This window comes from Streptosporangium sp. 'caverna' (genome assembly GCF_003203775.1).
Taxonomy (GTDB): domain Bacteria; phylum Actinomycetota; class Actinomycetes; order Streptosporangiales; family Streptosporangiaceae; genus Streptosporangium; species Streptosporangium subroseum.
This window is the reverse complement of record NZ_CP029711.1, coordinates 1,374,207-1,392,062: the sequence shown is the minus strand read 5'-3', so window position 1 is coordinate 1,392,062 and position 17,856 is coordinate 1,374,207. Positions and strand designations below refer to the sequence as shown.

The window sequence follows — 17,856 nt, the reverse complement described above, 5'->3', positions numbered from 1 at the left end:
GTCACGGCGCTTCCTCGTCGAGCAGCAGGGCGGCCTCTTCGTCGGTCAGCGCGGACAGTTCTTCCATGAGCAGCTCCTCCATCGCGACCGCGAGGTCGGCCACCGTACGATTCCTGAAGAGCGCGCGGATGGGAACGTCGATCCCCATGGCCGCACGCAGGTGCGCGCCGACCCGTACGGCGAGCAGCGAGTGACCGCCCAGCACGAAGAAGTCATCGAAGGCGCCGACCCTGTCGACCCGCAGCACCTCCTGCCAGACCTTCGCCACCAGGGCCTCGGCATCGGTCCTGACCGCCACGAACGGCCGGTCCTCGTCGAAGCCGGGCGCGGGGAGAGCCCTGCGGTCGATCTTTCCGCCCGAGGTCGTCGGCAGTTCGTCCAGCACCACCCAGACCTCGGGCACCATGTACGGCGGAAGCCCCCCGGCCAGGTGACGCCGGAGCTCCGCCGGGTCGACGGAGCCGGCGACATAGGCGACGAGCCTGTCATCGTGGGCGGTGACCGCCGCCTGCCGCACGCCGGGACGGGCGAGCAGGCGCCCCTCGATCTCCGCGGGTTCGATCCTGAACCCGCGGACCTTCATCTGGTCGTCGAGGCGGCCCAGGAACTCCAGCTGCCCGTCCGCGCGCCAGCGGACCAGGTCACCGGTCCGGTAGAGCCGCCCGACCTCGGGATCGGACACAAAACGCTCGGCGGTCAGGTCCGAGTGCCCGAGGTAGCCGCGGGCGAGTCCGGCGCCGCCGAGGAGGAGCTCTCCCGGCGCGCCGGGTGGCACGTGGTGGCCGTGAGCGTCGAGGACAATCGCCCGCACGCCGCCGATCGGACGGCCGATCGGCGGGCGTTCCTCGGTGTCGGCGGGGCCGAGGTCCGCTGCGGTGGCGATGATCGTGGCCTCTGTGGGTCCGTAGGTGTTCACCAGGCGCACCCCGTCGCCGAACCGTTCCCGCCAGCGGGCCACGGCGCTCGCGTGCACCTGCTCGCCACCGAGGATGACCAGCCGCAGCCGTTCGGGCCAGGCCACGTCGTCCATCTGGTCGACCAGCCGGTGCCAGTAGGCCGTCGGGAGATCCAGGACCGTCACCTCCGGCCCTCGTGGTCCGGCGAGGACCTCGGGGAGGGTGACCGCCCCCTCTGGCAGGAGCTCCAGGGTCGCCCCCGAGGCGAGGGCGGGGTAGATCTCCTCGGCGTGCGCGTCGAAGCTGAGCGAGGCGAACTGGACCACGCGGTCTCCCGGCCCCAGACCGTAGGCCTCCCTCATCCAGGTCACCCGGGCGGCCAGGGCCCCGTGTTCCACCACCACGCCCTTGGGCAGGCCGGTGGAGCCGGAGGTGTAGATCACATACGCGGCGTCGGCGGCGTCGGTGCGATGCGGCCCTTCGAGCTCCGTCCCGGGCCTCTCGCTGTCCGGCTCACCAAGCTCAGGCGGCTCTTCCCGCCCGGCCGGCGCTTCGGATCCGTCCAGACGTCCCAGCTCGTCCGATCCGTCCAGGCTGCTCAGACCGTCAAACTCGTCCAAGCCACCCAGACTGTTCAAGCCGTCAAGCTCGTCCAGGCCGTTCAAGCCGTCGAGGCGCAGTGTCGGGACATCTCCCGGCAGGTCGTCAAGGTTCCGTCCCGTCACCACCAGCGCGGCACCGCTGTCGGCGAGGAGCAACCCGGCCCGTTCCTCCGGGAGTTCGGGATCGACGGGCAGGTAGGCACCACCGGCCCGCCACACCGCCAGCAACGCCACCATGGCGTCGATCGACCGATTCACGCGGACCGCGACGATCGTCTCCCGCTCGACGCCCCGTCGGCGGAGCGCGACCGAGAGCGAGGCTACGCGGCGCTCCAGGCCCGCGTAGGTCAGTGTCTCGTCGCCGCAGCTCAGCGCGGTGGCATCGGCGTGGGAGGCGATCACCTCGCCGATCAGCTCCGGTACGAGGGGAACACCGGAATGAGCGACAGTCGCCTCGCCGATCGGTCCCGACACAAGAGGATCGCCGGAGTGAGCCGGGATCGCCTCACCGAGCGACCCCGGTACGGGGAGACCACCGGAGTGAACGGCAGTCGCCTCGCCGATCGGTTCCGACACGAGGGGATCGCCGGAGTAAGCGGTGATCGGCTCGCCGATCGGCGCCGGTGCGAGGGAACTGCCGGGATGCTCTGTCACCGCTTCGAGGACGCGCAGCAGAGCGTCATCGGCGGCCGTACGGAGTGGCAGCGCGGAGAGGGGACGATGGGGATCGGCCGCGATCGCACCGCACAGGACGGCGAACCGCTCGGCGAGGCGGACGACGGTCACCGCGTCGAACAGCTCGGCGTCGTAGCCGAGCACAAGGGAGAGCCCTTCGTCGTTTCGCCAGGCCTCCAGCATGAGATCGAACTTGGCCTGCCGATACCCGGCGTCGAAGAACTCCAGCGCCAGATCGGCGAAGGTCTCCCTGCTCCCACCCTCTCCGTCCTGGCTGTGCAAGATGGCCATGGTCTGAAAGAGCGGGGTACGGCTCAGGTCACGCTCCACCTCCAACTCGGCCAGCAGCTTCTCGAACGGCACGTCCTGGTGGGCCATCGCCTCCAAAACGGTCATCCGCGTGCTGCCGAGAAGGTCGGCGAAGGACGGGTCTCCCGACAGATCACCCCGCAGGACAAGCGTGTTGGCGAGGTAGCCGACGATCGGCTCCAGCTCGACGCGGTCTCGCCCGGCGAAGGGCGAGCCGACCATGATGTCGTCCTGCCCGCTGTGGCGAGCCAGCAGCACCTGGTAGGCGGCGAGCAGCACCATGAAAAGGGTCGCGCCGTGCTCCTGTCCCACCCTCTCCAGCTCTGTGGCGATACCGGCCGGCAGCCGGAAGGAGTGGAATCCTCCCCGATGGGCGAAGACCTGTGGGCGGGCGTGGTCGAGCGGTAGTTCCAGCACGGGAGGGTCGGCGAGCCGCGCACGCCAGTAGTCGAGCGCCGCCGTGTCGTCCTGACCCCGCTGCCAGAACGCGACATCCCCGTACCGCACCCCCAGTTCTGCGAGGTCCGGGGAGATCCCCTCACGATGAGCCGCATAAAGGCTGGTCAGGTCGTCTCCAAGCACGTTGAGCGACCAGCCGTCGCCCGCGATGTGGTGAAGCACGACGCACAGCACATGGTCGTCCTCGGCCAGGCGCAGCAGGCTGACACGCAACGGAGGCGCCCCGGTGAGATCGAAGGGGGCATTGGTCCGCTCGGCGACCAGCCGCCTGGCCTCCTCCACCCGTCCCGCGAACCCTTCCGCGACACGCTCTTTCGCCGTGGTCCTCTCCCCGGTGTGACCTCCCCCCGGGATCTCTGACCTCGCGTGCTCTTCTCCCCGAAGCTTCCGTCCCGCGTGCTCTTCCTCCAGAAACCCCTGCCCCGCGTGCCCTTGCCCCGCGTGCCCTTCCTCCAGAAGCTTCCGTCCCGTGTGCTCTTCCCCCGTGTGCTCCTCCCCCAGAGGTTCCTGCCCGGCATGCTCCTGCCCGGTGAGGTCGAGGTGCTCGATCACCGGTCCGCCCGGCGGTTCGGCGACCACAACCGGTCTGCCCTCCACGTCGGGATAGCGGGTCCGCAGGGTCTCGTGCCGCGCCACCAGATCCTGGAAGGCGCGGCTCAACGCCTCGGTGTCGAGCGCGCCGCGCAAACGCCACACGCTGAACATGTTGTAGGCCGCCTCATCCGGGTCCAGCCGGTGCAGGAACCAGAGCCGCTCCTGCGCGGGCGAGAGCGGCGGCGGTGCGCCGTCCGGCCTCCGTTGCAGCGGGAGGGCAGGGGTGCGGTCCTCCGCCCGGTCGTGGAGGGCCGTGTCCAGGACAGCTGCGAATCCGGCGACGGTCGGCTGGGTGAAAAGCTCCCTCACCGGAACCTCGACACCAAGCAGCGCGGCAGCCCTCGCCGTGACCTTGACCGCCAACAGCGAATGACCACCCAGACCAAAGAAGTCATCATCGGCACCGAGCTCGCCCACCTCCAGCCCCAGCACCTCGGCGAAGATCCCAGCCATCCGCCGTTCCAGAGGACTCTCCGGCAGACGGCCAAGACCCGCCGACGGCCGGTCAGGCGCGGGCAGCGCCTTACGATCAAGCTTGCCGTTCGGAGTCAGAGGCAGCTCGGAGAGCGGCACCACCACCGCCGGCACCATGATCGCAGGCAGCGACCGCGCGACATGCTCACGCAGGCCCGCCGAATCACCGACGACATAGGCCACCAAGGTGTCATCGAAAACCGCCGCGACCGCGCGAGTGACTGCTGGGTGGCTCTCCAGTACGGCCTCGATCTCGCCCAGCTCGATCCGGTGACCCCGGAGCTTCACCTGGCCATCGGCTCGGCCCAGAAACTCCAGCCGCCCATCAGCCAGCCATCTCACCTGGTCACCGGTCCGATACAGGCGCGACCCCGGAGGACCGAACGGATCGGCCAGAAAGCGCTCCGCGGTCAGGGCCGGACGATTCAGGTAACCCCGCGCCAGCCCCTCGCCCGCGATGAACAGCTCCCCCACCACCCCCACCGGGACCGGATCGAACCTCTCATCCAGTACGTAGACCCGGGTGTTGGCCAGCGGCCTGCCGATCGTCACGACTCCCGGCTCTTCGGGCACCGGCTCGCAGGTCGACCAGATCGTCGTCTCGGTGGGACCGTAGACATTCCACATCGCCCCCACGCGCCCCCGCAGCGCACGAGCGAGAGCCGGCGGCAACGCCTCGCCACCGGTCAACGCGGTCACCGACCGCCGATCGAACCCCGCATCAAGCAACGCCCGCCAGCCCGAGGGCGTCGCCTGAACATGCGTCACACCATGCACCGAGACGAGTCGCACCAGCGCATGCGCGTCCATGACCTCCGCGATGAGCACCTGCCCACCACTGACCAGCGGCAGGAAGAACTCCAGCGCGGAGATGTCGAACGACAGGGACGTGAGTGCCAACCAGAGATGCCCCGGCCCCGCGTCCAGTAGGTCCCGCATCGCCAGCAGCAGATTGACCACGGCACGGTGCTCGATCGCGACACCCTTCGGGCGACCCGTCGAACCCGAGGTATAGATCACATACGCGAGATCGTCCGGCGTCGCCAGCGGCACCGGCGCGGAATCGGACTCGCCGGCGAACGCCTGGAGATCCTCGATGAGGAGGACCGGAACGGCACCGCCGGGCAGCCGTTCCCGCAAGTGCTCCTCGGTCAGCAGCAGCTCCGCGCCCGAGTCCTGAAGAACAAAAGAAAGCCGCTCCGAGGGATAGTCCGGATCAAGAGGCAGATACGCGCCCCCCGCCCTCATCACCGCCAGCAACCCGACCAGCATCTCCAGCGAACGAGACGCACACAGAGCCACAAGAACGCCGGGCCGCACCCCCTCACGCCGCAGACGATTGGCCAGCCGATTGACCTCCACCCCCAACTCGGCATAGGTCAGACTCCGCCCCCCGCACATCGCCGCGACCGCGTCGGCCTCACCCGCAACCAGATCGTGAAGGGTCGCCTCCGGGCGAGAGACCGCGGTGTCGTTCCAGTCGTGAAGGACCCGCTCACGTTCGGCATCCGGCAACAGGCCCAGCTCCGACAGCCGAAGACCGGGATCATCGACCACCCGGACCAGCATGGTCTCGAGGTGCCCCGCCATACGCTCGGCCGTGGCATGGTCGAACAAGGCCGCGTTGTAGATCAGGAAGAGGTCGAGCCCTTCGTCGTTTCGCCAGGCCTCCAGCATGAGATCGAACTTGGCCTGCCGATACCCGGCGTCGAAGAACTCCAGCGCCAGATCGGCGAAGGTCTCCCTGTTTCCGCCCTCTCCGTCCTGGCTGTGCAAGATGGCCATGGTCTGAAAGAGCGGGGTACGGCTCAGGTCGCGCTCCACCTCCAACTCGGCCAGGAGTTTCTCGAACGGCACGTCCTGGTGGGCCATCGCCTCCAAAACGGTCGTCCGCGTGCTGCCGAGAAGGTCGGTGAAGGACGGGTCGCCCGACAGATCACCCCGCAGGACGAGCGTGTTGGCGAGGTAGCCGACGATCGGCTCCAACTCGACGCGGTCTCGCCCGGCAAAAGGCGAGCCGACCATGATGTCGTCCTGCCCGCTGTGGCGAGCCAGCAGCACCTGGTAGGCGGCCAGCAGCACCATGAAAAGAGTCGCACCGCGCCCTTGGCCCACCCTCTCCAGTTCCGCGGCGACACCGGCCGGCAGCCGGAAGGAATAAGCCCCTCCCCGGTGAGCGAGAACCCGCGGGCGGGCGTGGTCGAGCGGTAGTTCCAGCACGGGCGGGTCGGCGAGCCGCTCACGCCAGTAGTCGAGCGCCGCCGTGTCGTCCTGACCCCGCTGCCAGAACGCGACATCCCCGTACCGCACCCCCAGCTCTGCGAGTTCCGGGGAGGTCCCATTGCGATGAGCCGCATAAAGGCTGGTCAGGTCGTCTCCAAGCACGTTGAGCGACCAGCCGTCGCCCGCGATGTGGTGAAGCACGACGCACAGCACATGGTCGTCCTCGGCCAGGCGCAGCAGGCTGACACGCAACGGAGGTGCCTCGGTGAGATCGAAGGGAGCGTTCGTCCGCTCGGCGACCAGTCGCCTGGCCTCCTCCACCCGCGCGTCGAGTCCGTCTCCGATGCGACCTTCTCCCGTGAGCTCCGACCCTGCGTGCTCTTCTCCCTGACGCTTCCGTCCCGCGTGCTCTTCCTCCAGAAGCCCCTGCCCCGCGCGCCTTTGCCCCAAAAATTCCTGTTCCGCGCGCTCTTCCTCTAGAAGCCCTTGCCTCGCGTGCCCTTGCCCCAGAGGCTCCTGTTCCGCGCGCTCTTGCCCGGCACGCTCTTGTCCGGTGAGGTCAACGTGCTCAATCGTTGGTCCGCCCGGCGGTTCGGCGACCACAACCGGTCTGCCTTCCACGTCGGGATAGCGCGTCCGCAGGGTCTCGTGCCGCGCCACCAGGTCCTGGAAAGCGCGGCTCAACGCCTCGGTGTCGAGCGCGCCGCGCAAACGCCACACGCTGAACATGTTGTAGGCCGCGTCATCGGGGTCGAACCGGTGCAAAAACCAGAGCCGCTCCTGGGCAGGCGAGAGCGGCGGCGGTGTGCCGTCCGGCCGTCGGCGCAGTGGGACGCTGCGGGCATGGCCGGACGTACGGTCCTCCACTGCGGCACTGAGAGCGGCTGCGAATCCGGCGACGGTCGGCTGGGTGAAAAGCTCCCTCACCGGAACCTCGACACCAAGCAGCGCGGCAGCCCTCGCCGTGACCTTGACCGCCAACAGCGAATGACCACCCAGACCAAAGAAGTCATCATCGGCACCGAGCTCGCCCAACTCCAGCCCCAGCACCTCGGCGAAGATCCCAGCCATCCGCCGTTCCAGAAGACTCTCCGGCAGACGGCCAAGACCCGCCGACGGCCGGTCGGGCGCGGGCAGCGCCTTACGGTCGAGCTTGCCGTTCGGAGTCAGAGGCAACGCGGAGAGCGGCACCACCACCGCCGGCACCATGATCGCAGGCAGTGCGCGCGCGACATGCTCACGCAGGCCCGCCGAATCACCGACGACATAGGCCACCAAGGTGTCATCGAAAACCGCCGCGACCGCGCGAGTGACCGCGGGGTGGGTCTCCAGTACGGCCTCGATCTCGCCCAGCTCGATCCGGTGACCCCGGAGCTTCACCTGACCATCGGCCCGGCCCAGAAACTCCAGCCGCCCATCAGCCAGCCATCTCACCTGATCACCGGTCCGATACAGGCGCGACCCCGGAGGACCGAACGGATCGGCCAGGAAACGCTCCGCGGTCAGGGCCGGACGATTCAGATAACCCCGCGCCAGCCCCTCGCCCGCGATGAACAGCTCCCCCACCACCCCCACCGGGACCGGATCGAACCTCTCATCCAGCACATAGACCCGCGTGTTGGCCAGCGGCCTGCCGATCGTCACGATCCCCGGCTCTTCGGGCACCGGCTCGCAGGTCGACCAGATCGTCGTCTCGGTAGGACCGTAGACATTCCACATCGCCCCCACGCGCCCCCGCAGCGCACGAGCGAGAGCCGGCGGCAACGCCTCACCACCGGTCAACGCGGTCACCGACCGCCGATCGAATCCGGCGTCGAGCAGCGCCCGCCAGCCCGAGGGCGTCGCCTGAACATGCGTCACGTCGTACGTCGAGATGAGTCGCACCAGCGCGTGCGCATCTGCGGCCTCCGTACTCCCCGCGATGAGCACGCGCCCGCCGCTGACCAGGGGAAGGAAGAGTTCGAGGGCGGAGATGTCGAACGACAGGGACGTGAGTGCCAACCAGAGATGCCCCGGCCCCGCGTCCAGTAGGTCCCGCATCGCCAGCAGCAGATTGACCACGGCACGGTGCTCGATCGCGACACCCTTCGGGCGACCCGTCGAACCCGAGGTATAGATCACATACGCGAGATCGTCCGGCGTCGCCAGCGGCGCCGGCGCGGAATCGGACTCGCCGGCGAACGCCTGGAGATCCTCGATGAGGAGGACCGGAACGGCACCGCCGGGCAGCCGTTCCCGCAAGTGCTCCTCGGTCAGCAGCAGCTCCGCGCCCGAGTCCTGGAGGACGAAGGAGAGCCGCTCCGAGGGATAGTCCGGATCAAGAGGCAGATACGCGCCCCCCGCCCTCATCACCGCCAGCAACCCGACCAGCATCTCCAGCGAGCGGGAGACGCACAGGGCCACAAGAACGCCGGGCCGCACCCCCCCACGCCGCAGACGATTGGCCAGCCGATTGACCTCCACCCCCAACTCGGCATAGGTCAGACTCCGCCCCCCACACGTCGCCGCGACCGCGTCGGCCTCGCCGGCGACCAGATCGTGGAGGGTCGCCTCCGGGCGGGAGACCGCGGTGTCGTTCCAGTCGTGAAGGACCCGCTCACGTTCGGCATCCGGCAACAGGCCCAGCTCCGACAGCCGAAGACCGGGATCATCGACCACCCGGACCAGCATGGTCTCGAGGTGCCCCGCCATACGCTCGGCCGTGGCATGGTCGAACAGCGCCGCGTTGTAGATCAGAAAGAGGTCGAGGCCGTCGTCCTGCCGCCCGAACTCCAGCGACAGGTCGAACATCGCCGGCCGTATGCCCAGGTCGAGAAAGTCGGCGGTGACGCCGGGCAGGACCAGGGTGGTGCCGCGGTAGTCGTGAAGGACGAGCTGAGCCTGGAAGAGCGGGGTGCGGCTGAGGTCTCTCGGGACGTTGAGCTCGCTCACCAGGCGGTCGAAGGGGAGGCTGCCGTTGGAGTACGCCTTCAGGGCCGCCGTGCGGACGCGGACGAGCATCTCCTGGAAGGTCGGATCGCCCGACAGGTCCCCGCGGATCACGAGGGTGTTGAGGAAGAGCCCGATGAGCGACTCCAGCTCGTCCCGGTCCCGCCCCGCGACCGGCGTCCCGACGCAGATGTCCTTCTGACCGGAGTAGCGCGACAGCAGGACCAGGTAGACGGTGAGCAGCACCATGAAGGGGGTGCAGCGCGTGCGCCGGGCGAGCTCGTCGATCCCGTCGCTCAGCGGCTGGGGAAGCCGGAGCCTGGCACAGCCGCCGACGGTGGTCCTGACGGGGGGACGCGGCCGGTCCGTCGGGAGTTCGAGCGTCGGCGGGTCGGCCAGTCGCCGCCGCCAGTAGTCGAGCTGCCTGCCCGCCTGCCCGTCGAGGCGTCCGGGCCGCTGACCGGCCGGTCCCTCGGCCCGGACGGGCCGCTGACCGGCCGACCCCTCGGCCCGGATGGGCCGCTCGCCGGTCGGTCCTTCAACCTGTCCGGCCAGCTCATCGGTCGGTCCCTCGATCCGTCCGGGTCGCTCGCCGGCCGGCCCTTCGACGCGTTCCCTCTGCCAGAGCGCGAAGTCGGCATACTGGATCGGCGGCGGCGCCAACGGCGACCGGCCGCCACCCAGGAACGCCTCGTACAGCGAGGCCAGCTCGTGCAGGAACACCCCCACCGACCAGCCGTCCACGGCGATGTGATGGAACACCGCGTACAGCACGTGTTCCCGCTCGGACAGGCGCAGCAGGCCCGTCCGGAGCGGCGGTCCGCCCGCCAGGTCGAACCGCCGCTCGATCCGCTCCCGGACGAGCCGCAGGACCTCTGCCTCGCGCTCGGACTCGGGAAGATCTGTCAGGTCCAGGGACTCGAAGTTCAGCGGGGCCGCCCCCCGGCCCACCTCGTCGACAACCTGGACCGGTGCCCCGTCCCTGCTCGGGAACCGGGTCCGCAGCACCTCGTGCCGGGCCACGATCTCCGCGAGCGCCCGTTCCAGCGCTCCGGCGTCGAGCGTTCCGCGGAGCCGCTCGGCGATGAAGATGTTGTGGGCCGCGGCGCCGCCGGTCTGCTCGAGCTGGTCGAGGAACCACATGCGCTCCTGGCCGAACGAGAGCGGCAGCTCGCGGATCCCACCGGGCCTGGGGGTGATGTCGCCTTGCGTGGGAGTCTCCATTCCTAGGGCTCCGAGATCTCGGAGGCCGCCGCGACAAACCCTTCGAAGGCCGGACCGGCAGATAAGGGGAGTCGCGAAACCGTCCTCATGACAAAATCCCGCCGACAGGCCGCGCCCCCCGAAAGGCGATCCATCATAATCACCACAAAATAATGGCAGACGCCTACATATGCCCACAAGCAGTCAACATTCATGGCTTATATGCCGATAACCAGGGTGGACCGTTCCTGACATCGCAAGGAGTCGCGAACGGCCTCCCGGAATGCCGCTGACATCATGTGGTCTGCCACTTGTTGCCAGCGCGCGAGACGCGAAGACAGGGCCCGGGAGCTTGACCGCACCGCCCCGGAGCGTGTGTGATCACTATTGGCCGGCGCGCTCACAACCCGGGAAATCCCGTGAATTCCCGGAATTCCACCGGGCACAGGCCAGAAGGCCGACCATGACGGTTTCTCCCTCCCATTCGCCATTTCGAATTCCGACCGCCGAGGGAGAATGTCGATAATCGAAGGCGGGGGCTTCTGATGACCGAATCCGAATGGTCACCGAGTTCATCGGTGATACGGAGCGGAAGGCTCACCTGGGCCCAGCAGGAGTGGGTCCACTGGGTTCCCACCGACACGGACACCTCCTTCGAGGACAACATCTGCGCCGTGATACCGGGACGCGACGTGCCCGTCGATCATGTCGTCACGGCGGTGCGCGACGTCCTCGTCAGGCACGAGGGACTGCGCTCGCTGATCCACCGCGCCGGCCAGGAGGGCAGCCGCCAGTACGTCTGCCCGGTCGACGAGCGGCTGGACGACGTGATCCAGGTGACGGACGAGGATGTGGCGGGCCGGCGGCGGTTCGACACGCCCTGGCGGCGCACGTGCTTCCGGATCGGCGCCGAGTGGCCCATCAAGGTCGTCCTGTACGCGACGGGCGGGCTCGCGCGCCGGATCGACATCGTCGTCGACCACGTCGCGATCGACCCCTGGGGGATGCGGGTCCTCTGCGACGACCTGACCCGCGCGATCAGGTCGCGTACCGCGGGCCGCGAGCCGTTCGGCGCCGAACGCACCGGACGCGTCGAAGGCGCCGAGCAGCCGATCGACGTCGCGCTGTCGGAGACCTCCCCGGCCGGGCTGGTCTACCAGCGGCGGGCCCTGGGGTACTGGGAGCAGCGGCTGCTCGGCTTCAGGAAGGCACTCGACGGCCACACCCCTCGCAGCGGACCGTCCGCCCGCCCGCGGCCCCCCTCGGAGCAGGGAGCGTCCCGCTTCGGGAAGGCGCTCGACGGCCGCACCCCTCACAGCGGTCCATCCGCTGCGGAGCAGGGGGCGTTCCGCTCCTGCTGGCTGATCTCCCGCCGGGCCGGGCAGGCCGCCGGGGCGATAGCGCGGGCGACGGGGGTGTCCCCCTCCGCCGCCTTCCTCCTCGCCTTCGGCACCGCCGTCTGCGCGGTGGAACGGTCACCGCAGGCCGGTCTGTTCGCGATCTCGGCGAACAGGTTCTCCGCCGGCGCGAGACGTTCGGTGCGGAAGGCGACCATGACGATGCCGGTGCTCGTCCCGGGGCCGGCGAGCGGGGACGCGGCGGATTCCTACCGCCGGGCCCTCGCCGACTGCGCCGCCCAGCAGCTGTACGGCCACCGGTTCGCCAACGCCGACCCGTACGCCACCGAGCGGATGTGCGAGGAGATCCTTGAGGACCTCTACAAGACCGGGGTCGCCTATCCGCGGTTCAGCTACATGGACGACTCGGTCACGAACGACTTCAACCCGGTGTGGCCGGCGGAGAAGGACGGCTTCCCCGGCGACGTGACCGCGGACGACAGGACCGTCACCTTCACCCCGCCCCGGCCGCTGGGCGCCAGATACATGCTGACGGTGCTCCATCGCCGCGCGGGCGCCGTTCTCAGCCTCCAGTGGGGTGACGCGACCGGCTGGGGAGAGACGGCCGAGAGCATGCTCCTGCACATCGAGGACCTGATGGTCTGGGCCGCTTCGGAATATGCCCTGGACGCGCCGGTGTTCGGCCAGACGGGGACGATCGCGTAGTGCGGGGTGCCGGGACCACACGAGAACGACCACGCAGCGCGGGATGCCGGCGTGAGAACCGGACCGGGGGCGATCTCATGGAAAACCGAGGGCTTCTCATCGACTTCGCAGAGGGCCGTCTCATCCGGTTCACGGAAGACCAGGGGCCTCTCGCCGGGGCGATCGGATGACCCGCGACCGGCATCTCGACTGGGACGGCTGCTACAACGTCCGTGACCTGGGCGGCATGCGCACCGCCGACGGCCGCGAGACCCGCTGGGGCGCCGTCGTCCGTTCCGACACCCCCCATCGCCTCACCCCGGCCGGCTGGGCGGCGCTCGCCGACTACGGCATCCGTACGATCGTCGACCTCCGCAACGACGGCGAGCACCTCCCCGCAGCTGACGACCGCCCGGCGGGGCTCACCATCGTGCGCGTGCCCCTGGACGACCGCGCCGACACCGAGTTCTGGAACGGGCTGGGCAAGGGCGTGTACGGCACGCCCCTGTACTACCGGCCGTTCCTGGAACGGAAGGCGGAGCGCTGTGCCGCGGCCGTCACCGCGATCGCCCGGGCCGAACCCGGCGGCGTTCTCCTGCACTGCGTCGCGGGTCGCGACCGCACCGGGCTCATCACCCTGCTGCTGCTCATGCTCGCGGGGGTCGCCCCCGGCGACATCGCCTCCGACTACGAGCTGAGCACCGTCCGTCTGCGACCGCTCTACGCCAAGCTGGGCGAGCCCGACGAGGCCCCTCGCATCCAGGCGCTGCTCGACCGCGCGAACACCTCCGCCCGCGAGATCATCCTCTCCACGGTGGAGTCCCTCGACGCCGAGGCCTATCTCCGCGCGGGCGGTGTCGGCGACGCCGATCTGGCCGCCGTACGCGCCCTGATCCTCGGATCCGCGAGCCCCGCGGGCTGAGGCTCCCGCCGCCTCAGCCGCCCGGCCCTTCACGCGTCCACGGTCCTCGCTCCGTCTCCCTTCACGCGTTCACGGTTCTCAGGCCCCGTCTGCCTTCACGCGTCCACGGTCCTCAGAACCTCGTCCCCTTCGCGCGTCCACGGTCGTCAGGACCCCGTCTGCCTTCGCGCGTTCACAGTTCTCAGGGCTCCGTCCCCCTTCACGCGTCCACGGTCGTCAGGACCCCGTCCATGGCCTCGCCGTACAACGTCATCAGCTCGTCGACGGCCTGTTCCCAGCCGAACCGGGAGGCGTGGGTGATCGCGCCCTTCTGAAGCATCCGCAGGTGCCGCGGCGCCGAGACGAGGTCGCCGAGCACCCGCGCGTACTGAGCCGGGTCGTGCCCGTCCACGAGCACCCCGGAGATCCCGTCCCGCACCGCCGTACGCAGACCGCCGACGGCCGCGGCCACCACGGGTGTGCCGCACGCCTGGGCCTCCACGGCCACGAGACCGAACGTCTCCGCGTGGGAGGGCACCACGACCGCGGTCGCCGCGCGGTACCAGTCGGCGAGCTCCGGCTGGGGGCAGGGCGGCTCCAGTCTCACCTGACCGGTGATCCCCAGTGCGGCGGCGAGTTTGCCCAGATGATCCGGGTCCGTCAGCCCGGCCCCGCTGGGCCCGCCGACGATCGCCACGACGAGCCGCCGGGCGAGGCCGGGATCGTGCTGGATCATCTGGGCGGCGGCGCGCAGCAGCACGTCCGGCGCCTTCAGCGGCTGGACCCGCCCGGCGAACAGCAGGACGACGGCGTCCGTGGGCAGGCCCAGACCGCGCCGCGCCTGCGGCTGCGAGCCGGGGCGGAAGAGGGACAGGTCGACACCGGGGTTGACGGTCCGCACCCTCGCCGGATCGGCTCCGTAGAGCGTGATCAGCTGGTTCGCCTCCTGCACGGTGTTGGCGACGAGCCGGTCGGCCGCGGCCACCACCGCGGTCTCCCCCGCGATGCGGCTGGCGGGCTCCTGCTCGTCGCCCGGCGCCATCGCCGCGTTCTTGACCGCGCCGAGCGAATGCATGGACTGTACGAGTGGGACGTTCCATCGCTGCTTGGCGACCGATCCCACCCGCCCCGCCAGCCAGTGGTGGGCGTGGATGAGGTCGTACCCGCCCGTCTCGCGGGCGGCCCCGGTACGCAGCATCTCGGAGGTGAACTGGGCCAGGGTGCCCGGCAGATCGTTCTTGTCGAGCTCCTTCGGGGGCCCGGCGGCCACGTGCCGGACCAGCACGCCGGGGACGAGCTCGGCCAGCGGGGGAATGTCGGGAGAGATCGCGCGGGTGAAGATCTCCACCTCGACGTCCAACGCGGCCATTCGCCGGGCGACCTCGACGATGTAGACGTTGAGCCCTCCGGCGTCGCCCCCACCCGGCTGGGCGAATGGAGAAGTAAGGACGCTGACGGTCGCGATCCTCTGGGGAAGGCGTCGCGGCACGGGCATTCACCTCCGCTTGAGCACTCGCCTGGCGGCGCGTCGTCGCCCGGCCAGGGCTGGGGATCTTCGGTAACGGGACCTCGGCCCCCGTACGGAGTTCAGGAACGGCACGGCGTGAGCCATGTCTGCTCTCACCTCCGCGAGGGATCGTGAGCCATGTCTGTGCTCACCCCCGCGAGGGGTCGTGAGCCGTGCCCACTCTCACTCCCGCAGGAGACCGCGCCGCTTTCACGGCCGGAGGAGGAGCCTGACGAAGTACGGCGGCCGCACATGGTGAACTCGCCGTACTTCTGATGTGGAATCCAGCAAAGCGCCCCCCGGCCCCGCCCGTGGATTGGCCGTAGTCGCGACCCGTCAGGACTCGTCGGCCGCGAACTGCTAACGATCAGACACTCTCGAAGACGGCGACGTCAACCATTTGATCAAGGCCTTCAGGCCCTGCACGCTGGCAACAATTGGCCATCACATGATGCCAACGGCCTGGTGTGCGGTTATGGCGGCGACCGCTCGGAGGGGGGCCGGAGCCCGCCGGACCGCGACGCCGGGTGTGACGGGCGGGAGAAGACAGAGCAGACGGTTCATCACAACTATCTAGCAATGCTGTGCAATTTTCTGGCACACTCTGGCAAGAAGAGCTGCAAGGGGGTGAAGGCTTGCGGGTGGGTTGTCGGATGTACAGGTTTCGTCTCTGGAGGCGTGGCTACGGCTTCGCCTGCCAAGCGAGTCGCTCATCTCCAGGCGGGCCCCGGCCGCACCGGTGGCAGCATCCGCCGAACGCTGCCTGGAACCAGGCGTCCCTCCGCCGGGCGCGCTCAAGGCCGGGGCCGTACATCCCTCTCGACCTCGATCCTCCGTCCGATCGGCCTGCCCGCACACCGGCCGACACCGTGACGCGAGCCGATCGGAACATATTCACTCCACATGGAACCTGCAGGTCGTTCCTCTTGGCCGGCCCCCCGGGGAAACGGTGGGAGAACGATTGCTTACCGCATGTTCGGTGAACGACGGGGATAGCGATGTACCTCTCTCATTTGCAACCGGAACATCCGCGCGCACTCGACGAAGACGTGGCCTCGGTTTACTTCGAGGCACTCCACAAGGGCCACATCGGAACGGCCTACGACGTCGCCAAAGAACTTGAGCTGGACCCCTGCATCGTCAAGGACGCCATAGACCAGCTGACACAACTCCATCTGCTCCGCCCGGAGCCCGGGCACCTCTCGAACCTCGTACCGGTGAATCCGGAGATAGCGGCGGCCTCGCTGATATCTCCGATGGAGACGGAGATTCATCACCGTCGCGATCTGATCACCGGAATCCGTACGCAGATGCATTCCCTCATGCACGGATATGACGAGGCGCAACGCAGCAAGAAACCATCCAGCTCCATAGAGGCGCTGCCCGACGAGGCCGCCGTGCGCGGATCGCTGCACATGGCCGCGGAGGCGTGCCATCGCGAGGTGCTGAGCATCGAGCCCAGCATCCCCTACTGGACCGCCTCCCTGGACGACACGCTGGCGCGCAACCTGGCCATGCTGGAGCGGGGTGTGAGCATGCGAATGCTCTACCAGCACAGTGCCCGCGCCGACCTTCCCACCAGGGGACACATCAAGAAGCTCATCGCCGCCGGCGCCAGCGTGCGCACGACGCCCCAGCTTCCCAACCACCTTGTGATCTTCGATGGTGCGATCGCGTTCATGTCCAACCCGAGCGAGACCGAACCGGCGTCGAGCGCCGTCGCCGCCCGCGATACCGCCGTCGTCGGATTCCTGGCCGAGATCTTCGAGCACCTGTGGAATTCGGCGACGCCTTATTCCGCCTCCGATATGGGTTACCAGGGCGCCACGGACGAAATACACCACGCAATCGTCAATCTGCTGGCCCAGGGTTTCACGGATGAGGCCGTCGCCCGCAGGCTGGGAATGTCCGTGCGCACCTGCCGCCGCCACATCGGCGCGCTGCTTCAGAATCTCAGTGCGGTAAGCCGGTTCCAGGCCGGAATACGGGCCGCCACGACCGGATACGTCGACGCCAAGTGAATTTCCTCGCGGTAACACGCGGCCGTCTTGACACGAAGGACATGTGTGCCTGACATGCCCTTCGGCGGGAAGGCGGCCGTTGGCAAGTGATGACGGCCGCCCGTCGGGAAGCAGGCAATACGACAGCAGCCGAAAGGACAAGGGGAAATCAGCCATGCCGCGCGACCAACGCATTCTCTTCGTACACGCCCATCCCGACGACGAGTCGATCGGAACCGGTGCGACGATGGCGAAGTACGCGGCTGAGGGCGCACACGTCTGCCTGGTCACCTGCACCCTCGGCGAGGAGGGCGACGTGATCCCCGCCGACTCCTGGCATCTCGCCTCCGCCCGCGAGAACCGGCTGGGCCCGTACCGCGAGGGCGAGCTGGCACGGGCCTGCGCCGCTCTCGGCGTGGACGATCACCGCTTCCTCGGCGGGGCCGGACGCTGGCGCGACTCCGGCATGATGGGCGTTCCCACCAACGACAACCCGGCGTGCTTCTTCCGTGCCGATCTCGACGAGGCGGCGACCGAGCTGGTCGGCATCGTCCGGGAGGTGCGGCCCCAGGTCGTCGTCACCTACGACGACAACGGCTACTACGGCCATCCCGACCACATCCAGGCCCACCGGGTGGCGTGGCGGGCGTTCGAGAAGGCCGGCGACCCGTCGTACGGCACGGGCGAACCGTGGCAGCCCTCCCGCTTCTACGTCACCGCGATGCCGGTGTCCGAGCTGAAGCGGGCGGCGGGCACGGGGCCGTTCGACCGGGTGAGGTCCGCCGAGGACTTCGGCTTCGGGATCCCCGACGAGCAGGTGACCACGCAGATCGACGCGACCGAACATCTGGGGGCCAAGCTCGCCGCGCTCCGCGCGCACCGCACGCAGCTCAGCGTGGAAGGCTCGTTCTTCGCCCTGTCCAACAACGTGGGACAGCCCGCGCTGGGGACGGAGTACTACACCCTGCTCGCGGGAGAGCCCGGCAAGCTCGACCAGGACGGCCGCGAGACCGACCTCTTCGGCTAGGCCGCACGAGCCCTGC

General features: G+C 69.1%; 6 protein-coding genes. 4 read left to right on the top strand and 2 right to left on the bottom strand.

The features are described 5' to 3' along the window. Position 1: 1 nt before the first annotated feature. A complete protein-coding gene (locus tag DKM19_RS06285) occupies positions 2-10,384 on the bottom strand; it encodes a non-ribosomal peptide synthetase (protein WP_110694892.1) in 10,383 nt (3,460 codons plus the stop codon). 524 nt (positions 10,385-10,908) lie between these two features. Between DKM19_RS06285 and DKM19_RS06275 the strand changes: the two genes are divergently transcribed. After that, entirely contained in the window at positions 10,909-12,426 is a 1,518-nt protein-coding gene (locus DKM19_RS06275) for a hypothetical protein (RefSeq protein ID WP_110694890.1), read from the top strand. Between the two features lie 166 nt (positions 12,427-12,592). Continuing rightward, positions 12,593-13,327 (top strand): tyrosine-protein phosphatase, encoded by a 735-nt coding sequence (locus DKM19_RS06270; RefSeq protein ID WP_110694889.1) that lies wholly within the window; start codon positions 12,593-12,595, stop codon positions 13,325-13,327. Between the two features lie 199 nt (positions 13,328-13,526). Here DKM19_RS06270 and mshA read toward each other — a convergent pair whose 3' ends face one another. Further along, complete coding sequence (gene mshA / locus DKM19_RS06265; RefSeq protein WP_110694888.1) at positions 13,527-14,801, bottom strand: D-inositol-3-phosphate glycosyltransferase; 1,275 nt, start codon at positions 14,799-14,801, stop codon at positions 13,527-13,529. Between the two features lie 1,010 nt (positions 14,802-15,811). Here mshA and DKM19_RS06260 point away from each other — a divergent pair. Beyond that, positions 15,812-16,834 (top strand): response regulator transcription factor, encoded by a 1,023-nt coding sequence (locus DKM19_RS06260; RefSeq protein ID WP_110694887.1) that lies wholly within the window; start codon positions 15,812-15,814, stop codon positions 16,832-16,834. A 154-nt stretch (positions 16,835-16,988) separates the two neighbouring features. After that, positions 16,989-17,840, top strand: coding sequence for an N-acetyl-1-D-myo-inositol-2-amino-2-deoxy-alpha-D-glucopyranoside deacetylase (mshB, locus tag DKM19_RS06255; protein ID WP_110694886.1), 852 nt, complete (start codon positions 16,989-16,991; stop codon positions 17,838-17,840). The last annotated feature ends 16 nt before the right edge of the window (positions 17,841-17,856 follow it).